This window comes from Subtercola endophyticus, from assembly GCF_021044565.1.
Classification (GTDB): Bacteria; Actinomycetota; Actinomycetes; order Actinomycetales; family Microbacteriaceae; genus Subtercola; species Subtercola endophyticus.
On the sequence record NZ_CP087997.1, the window covers coordinates 2356755 to 2374360 of the forward strand.

Here is a 17606-nt window from a genome sequence, read left to right on the forward strand (position 1 = left end):
CTACCAGCCTCTCGCTGGCGCGCCAGCCCTCCCATCATTGAACTCCGGAAGACCGGCGGACCGCCTCGAGTACGCCTTCCAAGAGACCGGGCACTTCGCTACCACCCAACACTAATTGGCGATCCAGAAGACGATTCCCCGTCTCGCAGGAAGTTTCGCTGATCAGCGCACAGCCGTGACAGGCCGACAGATTCAACTGCGATGATCCTTGTCTGTCGCTCTCAATACACACAGGATCATTCGAGCAAACGTCAGCATCGTCGAGGGCTGCGACGAGCAATGGCAGTAGCTGGCTGGGTTCTCCCAGCCGAACGAGTCCGCCCAAAGTGCCCTGCGCGTCACCAGCCGCCGTGTAGATGAGGATGCCTGCAGTCTTGTCTGCTCTATCCGAATTGGCGTAGATCCGTTCCTGTAGCGACGCCGACGAGTAACCACTTGCGAAGGCCAATCGCCTTACTAGTAGGTGAGCAATAGTGTGCAGCGCAATAAACCGGGGCTCCGGAACGTCCAGACGATGGGACCAATCCGACTGCTCACGACGGTCCATCAGTATTCGAGCACGTGCACGCACCGCAGGCTGCGATTCCCAATCGGAAAGCGATTGCTCGTCGAACTGCAGGAAAATGCCCTCACCGAAGAGTTCAAGAGATGGGTACACGGGGCTATGTTTGGGATCGCGGTCGAGGTCTGCCCGAATGAAGTCAGCATCAGCACTATGGCGTCGAAATCCTTTCAGCGCACGTACTTCTCGTACTCGGCGGACTTGACCGAGCCCGGCAATGCGGGAACTAAGCTCGATAGGTGCACCCGTGAAGTCTTCGAGAGCCCAGCCATCAACGACAAAATCGCCTACGGCGCGGTCTCGTCCACCTCCGAGTTTCTTGACGAATGCCGCCCACTCCCCGTCTTTGAGACGAAGCATAGGTGCCTCCGACTCGCTGTCGGTCTCGAACGCGACGGCAAGCACTGATTCTTCGGTCGCACCAAGCTCCTCGGCGATCCAACCTGCGATCTGCTCAGATTTCGGTCCCCCATTGTCATCAATGAGACGCTGATAGAGGTCGTGAGCGCGAACTTTCTCCAAAATCTCCTGCGAGCGAGGCTTTTCCTCGGGAATGTCGAGGGCAGAGACACGCTCAGCAATGTAGTTGCCTGTCGCGCCGCGTTGAACAGCCACAAGGTGTGACTCACAGGGCTGCGGAACAGCATCTTCCGGTTCCCACGGTTGTCGGCCGTTGCAGCGGACGCCATCTCGAAGCAGCGCATCCTTTGTCACAAGCTCGGAAAAAGGACGAGATCGCTTGCACTTACCACATACAACGCGGAGCGATGAAAGGCCATCACCGTGCTTGCTGGAGCGTTCGAATCGAAGTTCCTTATAGGCACGACAGAAGCGCACTTCTTCCGTAACCATTGCATCATTGCCTCGATGCGCCCACATAAACCAAGGTATGTCTTGGACGTGGCTTCCGGTCTCGCACACCGCGACGTATCGCATAGGGATTAACGTGCCTCCGCACTCGCACGCATTCCTAAATTTACCTTTATCACTCCCTGTCAGCTGAGAGAGGCTCCCGCACCGCTCGCAGAACCGCCAGGCGGGAAATCGCCAATACAGGAGCGATGCGGTGTCCTTCCCGGCTCGCCCGGCATGGGTGGGCGCTTGCCTAAGCACGCCGCCACCCAGCTGAGCCACAAGCCGATCACACGTGATCTCGGGCGCGGTCTTGCGGTCCCACCACGATGTATCGGGGGCGATCAGGGACTCTCCCCTGACGTCGACTACCGCCCCCACTCCGAACGGCGATATCGTCTCCGAGACTCGTAGGTCATGCCTAATGAGCTGCACGTTCTACCTCCCGCAATGGTTCTCGAACGTCAATAGCGACATTCGGTTCGACCGAGCGCATGGAGTCTGCTACAAGCCATCCAGGCCCCGGTTGACCGAATCGTTTCAGGAGTGCCACGCCCACGCCGGCCTTCCGCTCGTAGCGAAGCAGCGCTCCAGCACTCCGCGCCGCGCTCGCTTCATAGTCCCACTGCCTGAGCAGCTCCCAGATTTGCTCACCGACCTCTGCGCGTTCCGATGGGTCGGCTCGCGCGACGAGGTCGAGGAACTTTTCCATCAGATTATCGAGCGCCCGGCGGAAGCTGTTGTCTGCGAGATCAAGCTGACCAGCCGAGGCGTCAGAGGCGAGCGCCGGGAATGACTGTCTGAGCAACGCGACCAGCGCCCCCGCGAGTGACCGACCACGAGATGACAGCGACCAGGGCGTAACGCTAGTCGGCTCGACGCCCCGGTAGAGAGCGTCATGGTAGCCACGGAATGTTTCAAAGTGGGAGCGATCTCTTGCTCGATTCGAGCGGAACAGAGTTACCACGATACCGCTGGCCTGGCCTCGACCAACCCGGCTGGTGGCTTGAATGTACTCTGCGGTAGTTTTCGGTTGCCCTACCATCAGCATTAGCGCGAGTCTCTGGACATCGATGCCGACGGACAGCATATTTGAAGACAAAACGACGTCTGTAGCATTCGCAGACGCGTCGGCGCTGACACCGAGTTGTCGGAGGTCATTCGGCAACTCCTCCGGCCCCCGTCTGCTTGTGAGTTCAAGAACGGACGCCGCCCGGACCCTGCGAAGCTCGATCCCGAGGCGCTCTGATCGTGTTTCGAGACGACCGTTAATATCATCAAGGAGGAGGGAGCCGGTGCGACCAAGCTCTCGCAAACTGTTGTGGTACATCACGAGCGTCCAATAAGAATCCAAGCTCTGCCCCACGCCGTGCGCCCCAACCAAGTGATTGGGGATCTCAATTAGTGGAGCCGCTGCCGCGACGAGCGCCGTTGCCTGGGAAACGCTTTGCGGCATTAAGCCGATGTAGAGTCTCCCTTCGCCATTCTGTACTGGGCGAGCGAAGAAATTCACGTCGCCGTCGAGACCAGCGGGCGGGTACAGGGCGACCTTGCGCCCATAGAGGCCTCGGATCTGATCCGTCGAAGCTCGAATTGTTGCGGTCGAGGCGATGATTTTGGGCTGGGAACCCGATCGAGCCAACAACACTTGGATCACGGCATCAAAAACTGCGACGGTGGTGCCGAGCGGGCCCGACAAGAGATGAAGCTCATCTTGAATGATTAATGAAGGCTGGCGATGAGCGGTGCCGATACCGAGAAGCCGTCCAGCTCGCTCGTTGAACTGAAGTCTGGCGAACTTGTCGACTGTGGCGAGAAGGAAGGTCGGCGGTTCCTCGTAGAGGACTTCATCGACAACCGCCATCGGTAGCTCCCGATTGAAGAACTCGCAGGTCGGATTGACGCACTGAAAAATTACGTCGTTGCCTACCAGGCGCGCTCCATAAGTGCGCCTGGAGTCATCTCGATTTTCCGGAACGAGATCCATGGAACACCACGGGCATTCCATGATCTGAAACTCATTCGCATCGCGGGGATGACGGGCTTTGTATAGCCGCTCGAGAGAATGCTTAGCGGATGCGCGATCCTTCGGAGTGGCTTCGTTGCCGACCCACAAGCCAATGGAGAATCGCGCCATGCCGCGGGTTCGATGATCAGTCCCGCGGAGCAGCTCCATCGCGCATATGAGTGACGCCGCTCGCTGGAACTGCTGGGATGTGAGCAACCGCAAAGTGTAGCGAGTGATGATTGCGGTGCCCGCTCCTTCTCGACCGTGTACAAGTCGGCGCAGAAATATGACTACAGCGGCAAGCGCAAGATAGGCTTCCGTCTTTCCGCCTCCGGTCGGAAACCAGATCAAGTCGACGATTCCTCTGTCTGGATGCACTTCATCAGTGGAGGATGCGAGACTGACAAGTAAGAAACCGAGCTGAAACGGCCGCCACGCCGGCTTCGAATCGGCTGTCCCACGCGCCAAATCAGCCTGACGCATTTGCAGGCGCATCGCGACCATACTCAACGAGAATGCGACTCGCAGTTGCTCGTTGACCGGTTCGGCGAGAAGCTCAACGCCAGCGCGCATCCGGTCGGCGGCGATTCTTGATCGATCAGCGATGTCGCTTGCGACATCTCCAAGCTGTTGCGCCGTATTAACCTGCTCGTCAGCCCAACCGGAGAAGGAGTCTACGAACTCGAACAAGGCCGAGGTCACGGTGAGAGGTTCCTCGTCGAGCTGCGCGAGGAATTCGAGATCAAGCGACAAGGATGCAGTGCCCGAGAGCGCGGACTCGTTGTCTAACGCTTGCTCGACAGCAGGGACCACGAAATGCGGTACAGGGTCGAGGAACACCCGTACACATGAGCCGTCCGAATCCAAATCCCAGCTCGCAGCCATCCCGTGACCGACGCCGAAAATCCTGCGGTCACGATAGCGCAATCTCAGTTCTCGCGATTCGTGATCGACGTCGATCGCGCGATTAACTTCGTACTCGAGGATCCGGGCTCCTTTGGCGTGACGTGCCCCGAGATCAACTTGAAATAGCATGCGGCCAATGTCTTCTCGGTCGTCGCCCGTTGATTTTTCCAGTAGCCGGACATGTAAGGTGACCAGCCAGGCTTTTCCGAAAGCGCGCCATCGTGACCCGATCTCGACGGGAACACTTCCGGCGAATATCCGACGGACAGGCGAGACATCGCGAACCAGCTCAATTCCCTCAAAGCCATGCCCCTCTCTCTGCCACCGTAACGGGCCGTCGTCAATGATCGGAGAATAGGTGGCAGCGGAAAAATCGCAAACGATGTTGTCGGCGTCAGTGACAAATGACAGTGCTGCAGACGATGGGCGCCAATCCTCAGCAAGCGGTGGTGCGGCACCATCCTCTTCGACATCGCCTTCCTCCACGTCGGCGAGGATGAACTGCTCTGAGTCCGTTTGGTTGGCCGCTGAGCCCTCCGCCGTCGCCCGGGTTTCATCGGACGGAAAGAGCATGCCGACTGCATATTGCAATGAGGGTCTATTCATGAGGACCTCGCCGTCGCCCTGCTCCGGCCCAAGGTACGCCTTGCGAAGGTGGGCGAGTGCCTGAGCTTGGGCTCGTGTTAGCGTCATGATCTACGCCCACCCCTCGACTCAAGTGAGCGGAGTCGCTTCTTGTCTGGCTCGCTGGCGACGACATGCAACGTCACCCGTGCTCTCGTGGCCGCGACATAAAATGCTGCTAACGATTCATCGCCGTATTCAGTCGGGAGTTCGCAGACGATGACGTGCTCGGCTTCGAGCCCCTTCGAAACCCGAGGACTAAGCACTCGGAATCCGTCGTGCAATTCATCGAGGTCGTGGTCAGCTGAGACTGGGATCACCCAAATGTCGGCGGGGCGCACGCCGTCTCCCTTGAGGCTTCTCGCGAGTTCGAGGGCGGGTTCGAAGGTCTTATTGTCGACTATCCATTTCCATTGAATGCGCTCGCCGTTGACAATGCCGGGGTCGCCGACGTCCGCTCCCAGATACTCCTGGACCATGTGAACGATTGCCCGCGTGTTTCGAACGTTCTTGCTCAAGTCGCACTCCATTGCATCAGCCAAGACCAATTCGAGGACGTCGGGATCGAAACGACCATGTAAGTGGGCTTGGTTGTTGTGATCGAGAAACATACGCCACCGACCCTGCGATCGACCTCCGATCATCACACGTTCGAGTAAGTCCATTGCATCGGCCGACATCAGATCCTGAGCCTCGTCCACCAATACGACATCGAACTGCTTACTGGGAGTCAACGCCGCGAATTCCGTGATCTCGATTCCCCGACCCGACAAGCGTGGTTCGAAAAAGCTGCGAAGCCCAGGCGACCGGAATGTGACGAGCACCGTGCGTCCAGCTTCAGCATCCTGCTTCGCCGCCTCGGCAAGCACGACCGACTTGCCGGTGCCAGCGCCGCCGAACACGACAAGCCGCGGGATCTTCGCGAGCCCGGCCAGCACGCGCGCTTGCTCATTCGTTGCAGTGTTCTGTTCGTCAATCACCGCCCCGCGCTGAGCGTCGATCACTGGCAGCCGTGAGAAGGCACCGAACAATCGCACGCGAATATCATCCACACGCGCCGGGTGCGCGTTTCGGGGCGCTGTGGGAGCCGATCTCGCGATCACGTCAAGTGCGCCGGCAAGCGAGACAGCCGTCATCGTCTCGTTCGCGAGCCAGTTAGTAGCTTTCCATTCGTGCGAGGGTGGGGGTGCTTCAATATCGGGGGTGATGACCACCGCGACTGCGGGAAACCATCCGAGTCCGTCTTCTTCGAGAATCTTTTTGAGAGCAAACATCGCTGACTGTGCTTGCTCCATTGGGGAGGTTGCCAGGCGATGAGAGTCACCTTTCCTATCGACTGAGTACCAGACGCCCTCGAATTTCTGTACGCCACCTCCCTTGACCTCGACAATGATCGCCACGCCCTTCCATAGAATCACGAAGTCAACCTCCGCCATCTGCTTGTATTGGTGTGAGCGGAGGTTAACCGAGTGGAATGCCACTGCATCAACGTTGGGGATGTCTTTCAAAAGCCGGGCGACGCGTCGCTCGGCGTCACTGTGCGCGGTGCTTTCGATGTCATGAAGATCGGGACTCAGAATCACGACTGCTGCTCCTGCCAAAGGTGCTCGTACTCGCGGTATCCGAGCAAGTTATTGATGTTCACGCTGCCGAAATTGTCGGCCATGTCCACGATCAAACACTCATCCTTTCCGCCGTTCTTCGGGCCGCGGAGGCCTCGTCCTGCCATCTGTATGTAGGCACTCGGGCTGAAGGTTGGGCGCGCGATGTAAAGCGCAGTAACTCCTGGGGCGTCAAAGCCCTGCGTGAGCAGATCGCAGTTGGCGAGCACCCGTATGGCCCCGTCCTTGAACCGCTCAATCACGTCACGCCGCTCCTGTCGGCCTGTCCCGCCGCTTACCGAGGCCGCCGAAGTCCCATTAATTCTTAGCGTGGCGGCTAGAACCTGAGCGGACAAGACGTTGGGCGTGAAGACCAACACCGATCGACGTTGTTCCGCGTCGAGCTCCTGAATGCTCGATACGAGATTGGCCATACGTCGATGATCGGCAGCGACCCGATCGAGGACGGTCCCGCTGACGCGGTTCTTGTTCATAGCTTCCGCCGCTTCAGCCTCGGTGAGACGCACGTCGCCTCCTTGGAGAAGCTTGTGCTTCACTCGTGCAAGCACGCCGAGTTTGACGAGCTCACCATAGACGTCCTCGTCGGCGCCGAATGCCTGAAGCGGATTGTTCCCGAACCGCGCAGCCAATGCCTTGGTTGCTTCGACCGATGTTCCTTTGAAGGGAGTTGCTGAAAGACCGATCAATGGGCGTGCCCAATTTCGGCCATCGACTTCCAGCCAACTCAGAATTTTGGTATATCTCGTGGAGTTGCCAGCGATGTGGGCCTCGTCGATGAAGACCGCAGCAGGAGTGCTCAGCCAGTCGTAGTCAGAATGATCGGGCTTTTCGAGAATCGCTTCAATTTTGGCGTCTGTTGCGACGTAGACACTAAATTCGGTATCGGGCTTGTTTACTTCGTTATTACCCCAAAGGCGTCCCACGGCCAGCGGACTGTCCACACGCTGCTCCGTGCACAGACCGCGCCACACTTGGTTGAAAGTCTGGACGGCCTGCTCACAGAGCTCTTGCGACTGGGCGATCCAGAGGATTGGACCTCGCAGTTTGCCGTCGATGAACTGCTGCAAGATTGTCTGTGTAGCTACTCGTGTCTTTCCTGCTCCGGTGGGGAGCACGACCATCGCTTTTGACCTGCGCCCCGCGATCACTTCGCCCAGGACACGGTCTAACTTGCCGCTGATTTCTCTCTGGTAGTCGTGAAGGGGTTCAAGGATGGTGGCACCAGGGACGACGAACTCGGCATCTTGAGGCTTAGTCCGTTGGCCTGCATACTCGGCCCCGAAACCCATCCGGCGGAGCCACGAGATGGTCGCTGCGCCACCTGCCCATTGCGTAGGCACATCCGGAAAACCGTCTCGGCGAAAAAGTTCCGCGAGCTCCTTTATGGCGTCTTTCCCGTAAACAGAGAGATACAGCTCCGACATTGATGTATGTTTCGTGACTAGACCCTGAGCCTCAAGCCCTTGCCAAAGTCCTTTTGGAAGTTTGTCCCGGAGATCGTCCTCCCCGAAGTATGCGTCTAGTCGATCCACGTCGGTAATTGCGCTGAGCGCGTCTTGGCGCAGCAACTCCAGGTGATTATCCAATCCGACTTTGAGAACCCTCTCAATGTCCGCGTTGGTGAGGTCGAGATCGAAGGACTCACTCACCAAACGCAATGAGCGACGTTCATCGGCATCGGACTGGATGAGCAGCGCCGTGCCATCTCGATAGACCTCGATTGACTGGGTTTCGACACCGTCTTCGGTGGTTACCCATTTCGCGATCGATTCAGCGCGCGAGAGAGTCACGCTCGGCAGGTCATCGCCACTCGGCCATTCCCTCAATCCGGGAAAGATGTCGAGTAGTCGCTCCGGTTCCTGCTGACCATCGATCTGCATCGAAAATGCAAAGCTATCCTCAAATCTGAGGCAACCTACTTTGTCTATTAGTTGCTTTGCTTGCAACTCGGTCGCAAAAAGAAACGGTCTCTGATGAGCTGCTAGATATTCCCGTTGCTCCTCATTGACTGCCACGTAGACATTTCGGTTCGAGCGTGATTCGATGATCCGCCCCACGCGTGCGGGAATCCGCGGCGGTTGGCCTCCCGGGTAGGCGTGGCTTGCCGCTTCGAGGATGAAACTGACGAGAACCTCGTCGGCGAACGTGGGCGGCAACAATTCGACGCTGAGCGCCTCTTGCAGGATCTTTGGAGGGATCAGATCAAGCTCATCTGGAAGCCCCAGAATCTCGACAATCACTCGCGGTCCTTCAAAAAGAGGAAGCACGTCTTTGAACTCAACGAGCGAGGGAGCAACTAGGTCGGCCAGCGGCCTAAAGCCTCGAGAGCTGCGGAACAGCCCGGCCCGCTCAACAGCCCATCGCACCGGCGACTTAACTCGATATGACAGCGCGGTCGCTAAGTCCTCGCAGTCCCAAGGCGAGTCACCGAACTCGAGAAGTCCGCGGGTCCACGATTCGCGGAGCTGCGGTGCGGCATCAGAATCCTTCAAAAGGAGCAGAGCCGAAAAGGGTCCCGGGGAATGAGCGCCAGTCGGGTAAAGCGAGATCCGTTCAATAGGGCGTTCGCCAGGAGTGAGATTGCTGTTTAGATCGGCAAGTATCCAGTCCCGGTATTCATCCGCAGCGAATTCATCCTCGAAAGAAAAGTTCTGGCGGGGCGAATTCGCCACTCCCAATTTGTGGGCTAACGACGGAAGGCACCTTTGCCGGTCGAGCAGGAGGCCGCCATCCGCTCCTGGAAGCTCCCCGTCCAGGTCTAGTACCTGCTGAGGCCATTGCCAGTCACCGTCTCGGGTTGGAACGAGCACCTGCGAAGTCGGATTTTCTCGGATCACATTCAGCGCGTCATGCCCGCTCACTCCGAGTGCGGCATCCCAAAACTTCGCTTGAAGTTCAGGTGGCGCGCCCAGCTTCAAGCGGCTAAGTCGCGCAGCGAGAATGGCCACCGGGTCAAGGTCACGAAAGCCAACAGCTCGGAGGGTTTTCTCCATGTCGGGATACGCGAGGAACTCAGGAGTCACAAACAAGGCGCCGTCTATTTCGAGGTCCTCGGCCTGCGCCAAAAACACGAGGTTGCGATCGCTAATCGAACGCAAACCATTGTTGGTTGGTATAACACGAGCGCTATCGGCATCGGCCATACCTCTATTCGCTATTACTACCTTGAATGCATCCGCTGCCGACTCTAGATCGGAACCTTCCGCCCATTCATGCAGCCATGTAAGGATGCCCCTTTTTGGCACCATTTCGAGCGCGCGCTTCATGTCTCTACCGTCGTCCTCGAATCGCGTCGGGTCCGCGCTCACAGCAAATAGTTGCCGCAATCGTGCCATGCGTTGCGTTGAGCTGTACGACCGCCAGTGCGGCACATCGGTACCAGTATTCGGTGAAACTATCCAAGCTTCGTGCGCGATCTCCGGAACCTTCCATTCGCACGTAAGGTCGAGTGGCCGCAAGTCACCCGGCGTCCGCAGTTCACCGGACCCGTCAGGGATCAGAGGCGAAGTAATCGCTAATGGTGGGACCAACGCACATAGGACCTCATCGCCGAAGTAGATAGCTTCGCGACCACGGGCAGGGAGGTAGTCGAGTTGTGCAGCGGGGTCGTCCTGCGTGCTTATTCGAGGAAGCAAATCGACGAACATCTCGGCGAGAGTGCCCAGGATTTCGCGGTTGTAATCGTTCCGCAGAAGTGTCGTCCTATCGTCATTCACGCTCCACGGTGCATTGAAGAATGCGGTTGCCGATGTTCTGTCTTGGAGGGGAAAGTAGCTCCAAAATTGACCGATCTGAGTTCCAAGATCACCAGACTCCAGGTTCGCCCGACGAGGCTTTAGTGGCACTGCGACGCTGACTTTGATCTGGTCACGCGAAACCGCTTCTCCTACCTCGCGCCGCGCAGCAGGGCTTGGCGAGTGCATACGATCGCTGACCAGCCATTCGTCGCCACCACCATTCGGGCGCTCAATCTTGAATCGTCCACCGCCAAGATCACGAGACACATGACTAGTCGCGAAGCCTCCGTCACCAAGAACGCTTAGACGCACTTCGCGCACCGCGCCAACAAACAGAAGGAACTCGGATGAGAATGATTCCATCTCTCGTCGTAAACGATCTCCCCCCATTGCCCCGGGTAGACGCACGATTGTTGTTGCCCAAGAAGCAAGCTGCTTCGCGATCGGGTCAGACTCGATCAGCTCGATAGCATCCAACTGAGTCGCTGTGCGGAGCACCGGTAGCCGACGACTCGATGAGCCGATTAGCCCCATCGCAGTCTGGGCCTCCACGGAATTGAATTCGAACGATACCGATCGGCTGAGAATCTGTGGCGAGTCGGTGACAGCGAGAACGGACTTGAACCCGAGCCCAAAGCGGCCGATCTCGTCCCCACGCTTTCCGCTTAGATGGGCGTGGGTGATTGCCACGAGACCTGTTCTCGAGAACGGCCGGCCTGAGTTCGCACAGTAGAGCGTATTGGCGATCGGGTCGAGCACGATCTCAACGCGCCCGATGTCGTCCGCGCCTCCCGCCATCGCGTCAGCAGCATTCTGGACGAGTTCGAGGAGGGTTCGATTCGCGTAGCCTCCCGTTCGAATCGACTCTTCATGGTTTGCATGCTCCGCGATCAAAGTCGGCTTTGCCGCATAGGCCGCGATCGCGCTGCGAAATTGCGCTTCGATTTCCCTGACAAGTGCATCATCCGGCACCCACGAATCTGTCGTCATCGACATGCCCAACCCCCGACTATTCGTCCTCAAAGAAATGTTAGTGCCGAGCACAGACAGGGAGATTCTCTCCGCGAGAAATCTTCGTCTTACTAACCTGCCTTACGTACTTCCTTCGGCGCGTCATTCCTGTCGGCTGATGCCGAGGCTTGCGCCAAGCGCTTCATAAACTTCGGCGAGCTTGGCGGTGTCGATTCGATACTCTGTGCGGTGGTAATGATCCGGCTCGTCCAATGGCACCGCGAGGACTAGACCGATCTCACGTAGTGTCACGAGGTGGTGCTGAAGCGCGCCGATGGTGAGGCCGAGTCTCGCAGACAGCCGACCTCGCGTCTGAGGTCCATCCGTATTGAGGCTCGCTAGAACTGCCAGTCTCGCCGGGGTCGCCTGCAACGCGAGAGCTACTTTGGCGAGGTCAGAGTTCAAGTTGGGCATGGATGCTCGACGTGACATAACCCCATTGTGTCGTTTTTCATAGTTGAGGATTTATCTGAACACTTATAAAGTGTCTATATCAACGGAAGGAAAGCATGGACAGCAGGATATGGGTTCGCGGCAGGGTGCAGTCGGATCCCGTGACGATGGACGGGACGGGCATCCAAGTTGCCGCTTTCGTCGTCGAGAACGAGCAGACCGCGCCGGGTAAGAAGGGGCAGCGGACGGCTCGGGCTGTGCCGTGGTGCGATGTTATTTGTGATGGGGAGCTGGCGTCTAACGTTCTCGACAGTCTGGTTGAAGGTGACTATGTGGTCGTTGAGGGGGAACTGCGCGTGCATCGGTTGTATCCGGTTGACGATGGGCGCGACTCGGCGATGGTGTCGGTGCGGGCGGAGAGCGTGGGGCTCGACCTGCGGCGCGGGGTTGCGAAGTTTCTGCGGATGAAGCGATGAGGGCGTCGGCAATGCCTAGCCTCTCGCAGAATTTCGGTCTGGACCCTACCTATCGATCGTGATACGATATTGAGAGAAGCTTGACTTCCGACTCCCCGACCAGTAGGCTACAGCGCATCCTCTGTCTGTTCGGTGCGAGCGCTGTAGCCTACTGGTCGGGGACACCTGAGCCCCGGGTCCCAAACCTCATCAGCCCGTTGTGTTATCCTCTTTTCAACACGACTAGTCGTCTTCTCTTCACAGAGGGGCGACTAGTTTTCTTTAACTACGCGATCGACGCCATGACAAGCAGTTACGCAAAGCCGTTTAAATCTGTTACCGAGCAGGTTGCGCTGATGCGCGCTCGTGGGATGGTTATTGTCGATGACAAGTGGGCCGAAGATCTGCTTCAAAAGGTCGGCTATTACCGACTGTCTGGCTACTCATACCCTTTTCGGAAATTCGATGAGTCTGCGCCTGCCGATCCACCGAAAAGGCTTTCTGAATTCGAGTCAGGCACCAACCTAACCACCGTCGCCGATATTTACGAGTTCGACCGCCAGCTTAGGATCAGGCTGTTTGATGCGATCGAGATGTTTGAAATCGCCTTCAGATTCAAGGTTGGCCATCTGCTTGGAAAGATTGGGGCATTCGCGCACCGCGACCCAACCAACTTCGATGCCGATTTCACAAAGCCACGTAGCAGTGCCATGAATGCCCCTGATGAAACCACGGTGAGTTTCACCGAGTCCCACTACGAAGAGTGGCTTCGAGATCTCAACAAACAGGAGAATCGATCGCAGGAGGCCTTCGTCGCCCACTTCAGGTCAAAATATGGCGAAGAACTTCCGGTATGGGCCGCAACCGAGGTCATGTCATTTGGAACAGTAATCCGTCTCTATGACGGTCTGATGCAGCGGGATCGGCGCACGATCGCGGCGCAATTCGATGTTCTCGATCACGTTCCCGACGGGGACATTGCAACATTCTCGAGCTGGCTCAACCACATCCGATATATCCGGAACACCTGCGCCCACCACTCACGACTATGGAACCGCAACTTCGACGTCATCATCGCGGAATCCCCCGCCATCGAAGAGCTTGCGCATCTGAGGGCTGACGAGTTGCGCAGACACCTCTACGGAACTCTTTCGATCTTGGGGTTCCTGCTTGCTCGCACTCATCCGAAAAGCGACTGGCGACTCCACACGGCCCTTTTCATTAAGTCTTGGGCAGGGCGGATCGATCAGCCACTTTCTGTGATGGGATTCCCTTCGCATTGGGATAGGGAAAGGCTGTGGCAACTTTCTTATTCACGCGATGAGGAACGCGCCAACCGCCTTGAACTCCTTGCGTCTGTCGATACCGTCGGCACCTCTGAAGCAAGAGATCTATTGTCGTCACTTCCTACAAAGGACCGACGAAGTCGCCTCGGCTACTACCGCCAAAAGCATGCCATTTTCGCACTCTCTCCGACGGAGACATTGCACTTTCCGCGGTTTCAGTTTGACGCCGAAACCGGAGATGCGAAGAGCATCGTGCTGGAAGCAAACCGACGACTGTACGTTGGCAATAGAGACGTGAACGAAGACGAGGCGTTTCCCTGGATTGCCCTTACTTGGTGGTTGACGAAGCAGCCCGAGCTAGAAGATCGGTCACCATTAGAGCTGCTGGAGGCCGGCAAGCTGAGCGACCAGCACCTCGACCTATCGCTGCCCTTCAGTAGCGAATAGTTCCCCACGACCGGCATCCGCACGCTCAGTTAGTATTTGTGAGTCAGGACCGCGGCAGGGGGCACTGTTGCCACCAACTGGCCACGGGCACGTAACACTTGAGCAAGTTCTCTCGGCGCAACTGGCCCAGAATGATGCGACAGCTCGCCATGACGCACTACGCGGTGTTCCCCCTAGCGCGAGAACTGCACCAGTCCGTCGACCGAGAGTAGAGGCGACGCGCAACCCGACCGTGCTAGAACGGTTCAAGTGTCTATCGCCGGACATGCACAAGGAGCCCCGCCGAACGGTGTCGTTCGTGCGGCCTGGCCCGGGCATCCGTTCACCTCGCTCAATCTCGTGCCTCTCGACGCGGATACGAGCGAGCTCCCGACCTACGCCGGCGAGCAGCTCAATCAGCCGCAGGCATCTCCCTGAACGCCTCCATCCAGCGACTCCTATGAGCTCGAACCGTTCGAGCCGAGTGAGCTGGGGCGCACCGTCTCTCGGATCGAGTTTGAACTCCAAGCCGATTTTGAGGGCCTGGCTCATTGCCCGCGGCGACACGGTGCGGCGCTTGCGCGTGCCCGTCGGCAATACCGTGATGGAGCCTGACCTGTACAACGAGACGTCCGGCGAGATCGTCGAAGCCAAGAAGTCGTCGGCGCGCGGGTACGTGCGGAATGCGATCGGGCAGGTGCTGGACTACGTGCACACCACACAGAAGGTTGTGAACGGGGTGCGCCCGTCGATACTTCTGCCGGGCATCCCGACACCTGACCTTATGGAACTCTGTGTGAGTCTGGGCATCACCGTTTGGGTCAGGGACGGAGATGGATTAATGTCCGTCAGCCCGACGTCTCTGCCGACTCTTGAGCGATGAGACGCGAGACTGCGGGGAGGTCTGGTTTGGCCCAATCGAGCGACATCAGGTCGGCTATAGGTAGCCAGACCATTTCATCGTGATCGGTGCTCGCCGCTGGCGCGTCTTGTTGGAGAGTTGCCCAGTAACAGGCGAGATCAATCTTGCGCCCGTCTACCGAGGTGGTTGCGCGGAGGACCAGGTCGCCGACCAGGATCGGGACGCCCAGTTCTTCGTGGATCTCGCGGGCCAGAGCTTGCTCAGGCGTTTCGTCGGCTTCGACTTTGCCGCCCGGGAACTCCCACAGGCCAGCTGAGGCTTTGGCTGGGGCTCTTCGACAGCATAAGACCTTCCCCGCGTGAGCGATGACCGCGCCAACTACTATCACGCGTTGCTCTCCTGGTCGGTGGTCAAGATGCATTGCCGAGGTACGCGGAGAGCGCCTCCCTGACGATTTCGCTGGGCTTGCGATGTTCAGACGCTGCGCGCTCAACGAGGGCTTGATCGAGGGCGCGCGGGAGGCGCACCTGGCGAACAGGGGATTCTCCCCGACCGGAAACACCGCTGAGGTTCGGGCGACCGATTGCTTTGTCAACAGCTTCAGCGGAACCGAGGGCTGCTTCGAGGAGCGCTCGGCCGGAGTCTTTACCATTTCCACGCACAACGATCGCGTCGGCGGAAATGTGGTCGAGCGTCTCAACCCACTCGCTGAGTTTTTCGCCGCGCTTGTTCTCATTCTCAGTCGTGCTCATCTACGTGCCCCTCTGCTATGTCTAACATCTTGCGTCTGGCCTCCATGACATGAAAAATCAACAGGTCGGCAGGTGGCGTAACCTCCGCCAACACCTCAATCATCTGCGTGCGACTTCGGTTGGGCCCGATCCACAAATCAGGCCGCAACCCGCCCTCAAGTCTCGGCTCATCGAAAGCCCTCGGCCAGTAAACGTGGCGCTCAATCGCGTTCAAGGCATCGGCCTGGTCGACTCCGTGTTTCGCTGCGCTCGGAGTCCACCTGGTGGACATTTCAACTCATTTCAATATTGTAGTACAGAAGTATCTCGCGAGCTATGCGAAGTGCCAATCGTCCCAACGCCTTCGATCATGACAATCTTTCACTATTGTATTCCAGGTCGAATTACCCGACACGCTGCCCGCGCAGGGCCTGCGTTCTCTCCATGCGGGCAAGCCGAGCGTTTCGATCAGAATGGTTCCGAGCATCCATTCGCCTCGGTTTTGTGGTGAAAATGAGCAGACTGCGCCGGGTAAGAAGGGGCAGCGGACGGCTCGGGCTGTGCCGTGGTGCGATGTCGTTTGTGATGGGGAGCTGGCGTCTAACGTTCTCGACAGTCTGGTTGAAGGTGACTATGTGGTCGTTGAGGGGGAACTGCGCGTGCATCGGTTGTATCCGGTTGACGATGGGCGCGACTCGGCGATGGTGTCAGTGCGCGCAGAGAGCGTGGGGCTCGACCTGCGGCGCGGGGTTGCGAGGTTTCTGCGAGTGAAGAGATGAGACGGGGCGAGTCGCCGGGCATCCGCTCGCCCAGAAAGACCTCAAGCGATTGTTACGCCTACGGCTATCCGCTGCGGCCAACCATCAATGTCGGCTCGGTTCAGTACCGTTGGTTTGAGGAACGGAGGCTGTCATGATGATTGTCGAGTCGCGCGCGCTGCAGGTAGAAGAGGCACGTCACAGCGCCGAAATCGAGGGCCTGACCGTGTCGAAGGAGACTCTCGCCGACGCCGATTCTTATGTTGCGGGCGAGATCGATTCGAATGAACTCGTCGAGCGGGTTCGTGCCAGGTATGGTCTCACCTGAGTTCGTTGATCAGTGTCCGATGCGAGGATCGAGAGTTCTTCGGCACCTGGCGTGACGCCCGGATCGGAACTCTCAGTCCGGCCTGGTATCGGCGTACCATCCGGCTGGCGGAAGATTAGCCGCCGGCTCGTGGAAATGATCAGTCCAAAGGATGCCGTTCCACCAACGCAGGCGGCCATCATGTACCGGGTACCACGCTGCTGACGCGTTAGCCACATTCCCTCCCCCGGATGCTGGCTCGAGCCTAGCGAGAATTGATGCCGCCACACCCCAGGGCTCATTCGGTCGGCTTTAATGAGGACTTGTCATCTTGGTGTCACCCAAGCTAGGGTCTTTCCCATGCCCACAGCGGAGTGCACCCTGCTTGTCGCGTTCAAACCGAACGTCGTTAACGGCTGGTTTCTGCGGTTGTTTGCCCAGGCGTTCGCCGAGGTGAATCGCGAAGAAACCGCCTGTACTTGGGGTGGCAGCACCAGCATCGTGACACCTGCCGGCCCCCTTCATTTGACGACATTCGTTCGATACCGGGGAACCCGAGTGCGATTGGGGTCAGGTTCGCTCGACTTCATGGGGGTAGCTGGAGCGAGCTACACCGTGGTCGCCCGAAATGGCGCGATGAATCAGACGCCATTCACGCCCACGTTGGTGCCAGACGAAGCGGTGGCTCACTCGTGATTTACGGAGCCGCAACCGTTTCTGCACTTCTCGCCATCATGTTGGCCATCAACGTCGTCGGACTTATCCAAGCCCTTCGCGGGACGATCCCTCGCAATAGCATCGTCGGATTCAGGACCCGAGCCACCCAGAGATCGGATGCCTCCTGGGCAGCCGGCCAGCGAGTTGGCTGGTCGGTGCGTGCTCTGCTGATTCCCGTCTATGCGATCGGGTTGGGGCTCACCATCAGCATGAGTGTCATCGGGGGCATCTGGAGCGCGCTTGTGCCGATCGTGGCGAGCTGCGCGGTTTTGGACATCCTCGACTCGGCCGTCGCGATTGTGCTCGCTAATCGGGCCGCCATGCGCTGACGCAAATCAAAGACCAGGGG

Annotated in this window: 15 protein-coding genes; 7 read left to right on the plus strand and 8 right to left on the minus strand. The window is 58.3% G+C overall.

Features of this window, described 5'->3' with window-relative positions; genetic code table 11:
- Positions 1–34: 34 nt before the first annotated feature.
- From drmB to LQ955_RS20215, 5 genes are all read right to left on the minus strand, one after another.
- A complete protein-coding gene (gene drmB, locus LQ955_RS11020) occupies positions 35–1849 on the minus strand; it encodes a DUF1998 domain-containing protein (protein WP_255713570.1) in 1815 nt (604 codons plus the stop codon).
- On the minus strand, positions 1836–5021 hold the full coding sequence (locus tag LQ955_RS11025; protein ID WP_231024594.1) for a helicase-related protein: 3186 nt from the start codon (positions 5019–5021) through the stop codon (positions 1836–1838). The genes drmB and LQ955_RS11025 overlap by 14 nt, the downstream gene beginning before the upstream one ends.
- On the minus strand, positions 5018–6535 hold the full coding sequence (locus tag LQ955_RS11030; protein WP_231024595.1) for a nuclease-related domain-containing DEAD/DEAH box helicase: 1518 nt from the start codon (positions 6533–6535) through the stop codon (positions 5018–5020). The genes LQ955_RS11025 and LQ955_RS11030 overlap by 4 nt, the downstream gene beginning before the upstream one ends.
- Entirely contained in the window at positions 6532–11307 is a 4776-nt protein-coding gene (locus LQ955_RS11035; protein WP_231024596.1) for a DEAD/DEAH box helicase, read from the minus strand. The genes LQ955_RS11030 and LQ955_RS11035 overlap by 4 nt, the downstream gene beginning before the upstream one ends.
- Positions 11308–11424: 117 nt before the next feature.
- A complete protein-coding gene (locus LQ955_RS20215; protein ID WP_390623374.1) occupies positions 11425–11754 on the minus strand; it encodes an ArsR/SmtB family transcription factor in 330 nt (109 codons plus the stop codon).
- A gap of 77 nt (positions 11755–11831) precedes the next feature.
- On the opposite strand from LQ955_RS20215, the gene LQ955_RS11040 reads away from it, so the two are divergent.
- The 4 genes from LQ955_RS11040 to LQ955_RS11055 all read left to right on the plus strand — a co-directional run bounded on the left by LQ955_RS11040 (position 11832) and on the right by LQ955_RS11055 (position 14765).
- Complete coding sequence (locus LQ955_RS11040) at positions 11832–12191, plus strand: single-stranded DNA-binding protein (protein ID WP_231024597.1); 360 nt, start codon at positions 11832–11834, stop codon at positions 12189–12191.
- A 281-nt stretch (positions 12192–12472) separates the two neighbouring features.
- On the plus strand, positions 12473–13903 hold the full coding sequence (locus LQ955_RS11045; protein WP_231024598.1) for an Abi family protein: 1431 nt from the start codon (positions 12473–12475) through the stop codon (positions 13901–13903).
- A gap of 249 nt (positions 13904–14152) precedes the next feature.
- On the plus strand, positions 14153–14320 hold the full coding sequence (locus LQ955_RS11050; protein ID WP_231024599.1) for a hypothetical protein: 168 nt from the start codon (positions 14153–14155) through the stop codon (positions 14318–14320).
- Between the two features lie 79 nt (positions 14321–14399).
- Positions 14400–14765, plus strand: a complete 366-nt coding sequence (locus LQ955_RS11055; protein WP_231024600.1) for a hypothetical protein — start codon at positions 14400–14402, stop codon at positions 14763–14765.
- Here LQ955_RS11055 and LQ955_RS11060 read toward each other — a convergent pair.
- Both LQ955_RS11060 and LQ955_RS11065 read right to left on the minus strand, forming a co-directional pair.
- Positions 14731–15165, minus strand: coding sequence for a (deoxy)nucleoside triphosphate pyrophosphohydrolase (locus LQ955_RS11060; protein WP_231024601.1), 435 nt, complete (start codon positions 15163–15165; stop codon positions 14731–14733). The two genes, LQ955_RS11055 and LQ955_RS11060, sit on opposite strands and share 35 nt — an antisense overlap.
- Entirely contained in the window at positions 15155–15496 is a 342-nt protein-coding gene (locus LQ955_RS11065; protein ID WP_231024602.1) for a ribbon-helix-helix domain-containing protein, read from the minus strand. The genes LQ955_RS11060 and LQ955_RS11065 overlap by 11 nt, the downstream gene beginning before the upstream one ends.
- A gap of 891 nt (positions 15497–16387) precedes the next feature.
- Here LQ955_RS11065 and LQ955_RS11070 point away from each other — a divergent pair.
- Complete coding sequence (locus LQ955_RS11070) at positions 16388–16561, plus strand: antitoxin VbhA family protein (protein ID WP_231024603.1); 174 nt, start codon at positions 16388–16390, stop codon at positions 16559–16561.
- Positions 16562–16633: 72 nt separating this feature from the next.
- On the opposite strand, the gene LQ955_RS20220 is transcribed toward LQ955_RS11070, so the two are convergent.
- Positions 16634–16828 (minus strand): DUF2510 domain-containing protein, encoded by a 195-nt coding sequence (locus tag LQ955_RS20220; RefSeq protein ID WP_390623375.1) that lies wholly within the window; start codon positions 16826–16828, stop codon positions 16634–16636.
- Positions 16829–16900: 72 nt separating this feature from the next.
- Between LQ955_RS20220 and LQ955_RS11075 the strand changes: the two genes are divergently transcribed.
- Positions 16901–17236 carry a hypothetical protein gene (locus LQ955_RS11075; protein ID WP_231024604.1) on the plus strand — a complete coding sequence of 112 codons (336 nt, stop codon included), beginning with the start codon at positions 16901–16903 and terminating at the stop codon, positions 17234–17236.
- A gap of 38 nt (positions 17237–17274) precedes the next feature.
- Positions 17275–17586: an SdpI family protein gene (locus LQ955_RS11080; RefSeq protein WP_231028114.1), complete on the plus strand. Its 312-nt coding sequence runs from the start codon at positions 17275–17277 to the stop codon at positions 17584–17586.
- Positions 17587–17606: the final 20 nt, after the last annotated feature.

Bases quoted from the DNA above. Each gene is read 5' to 3' on its own strand.
- LQ955_RS11025 (WP_231024594.1), bottom strand. From the start codon at position 5,021: ATGACGCTAACACGAGCCCAAGCTCAGGCACTCGCCCACCTTCGCAAG.
- LQ955_RS11035 (WP_231024596.1), bottom strand. From the start codon at position 11,307: ATGTCGATGACGACAGATTCGTGGGTGCCGGATGATGCACTTGTCAGG.
- LQ955_RS20215 (WP_390623374.1), bottom strand. From the start codon at position 11,754: ATGTCACGTCGAGCATCCATGCCCAACTTGAACTCTGACCTCGCCAAA.
- LQ955_RS11040 (WP_231024597.1), top strand. From the start codon at position 11,832: ATGGACAGCAGGATATGGGTTCGCGGCAGGGTGCAGTCGGATCCCGTG.
- LQ955_RS11045 (WP_231024598.1), top strand. From the start codon at position 12,473: ATGACAAGCAGTTACGCAAAGCCGTTTAAATCTGTTACCGAGCAGGTT.
- LQ955_RS11060 (WP_231024601.1), bottom strand. From the start codon at position 15,165: ATGCATCTTGACCACCGACCAGGAGAGCAACGCGTGATAGTAGTTGGC.
- LQ955_RS11065 (WP_231024602.1), bottom strand. From the start codon at position 15,496: ATGAGCACGACTGAGAATGAGAACAAGCGCGGCGAAAAACTCAGCGAG.
- LQ955_RS11070 (WP_231024603.1), top strand. From the start codon at position 16,388: ATGATGATTGTCGAGTCGCGCGCGCTGCAGGTAGAAGAGGCACGTCAC.
- LQ955_RS11075 (WP_231024604.1), top strand. From the start codon at position 16,901: ATGCCCACAGCGGAGTGCACCCTGCTTGTCGCGTTCAAACCGAACGTC.
- LQ955_RS11080 (WP_231028114.1), top strand. From the start codon at position 17,275: ATGTTGGCCATCAACGTCGTCGGACTTATCCAAGCCCTTCGCGGGACG.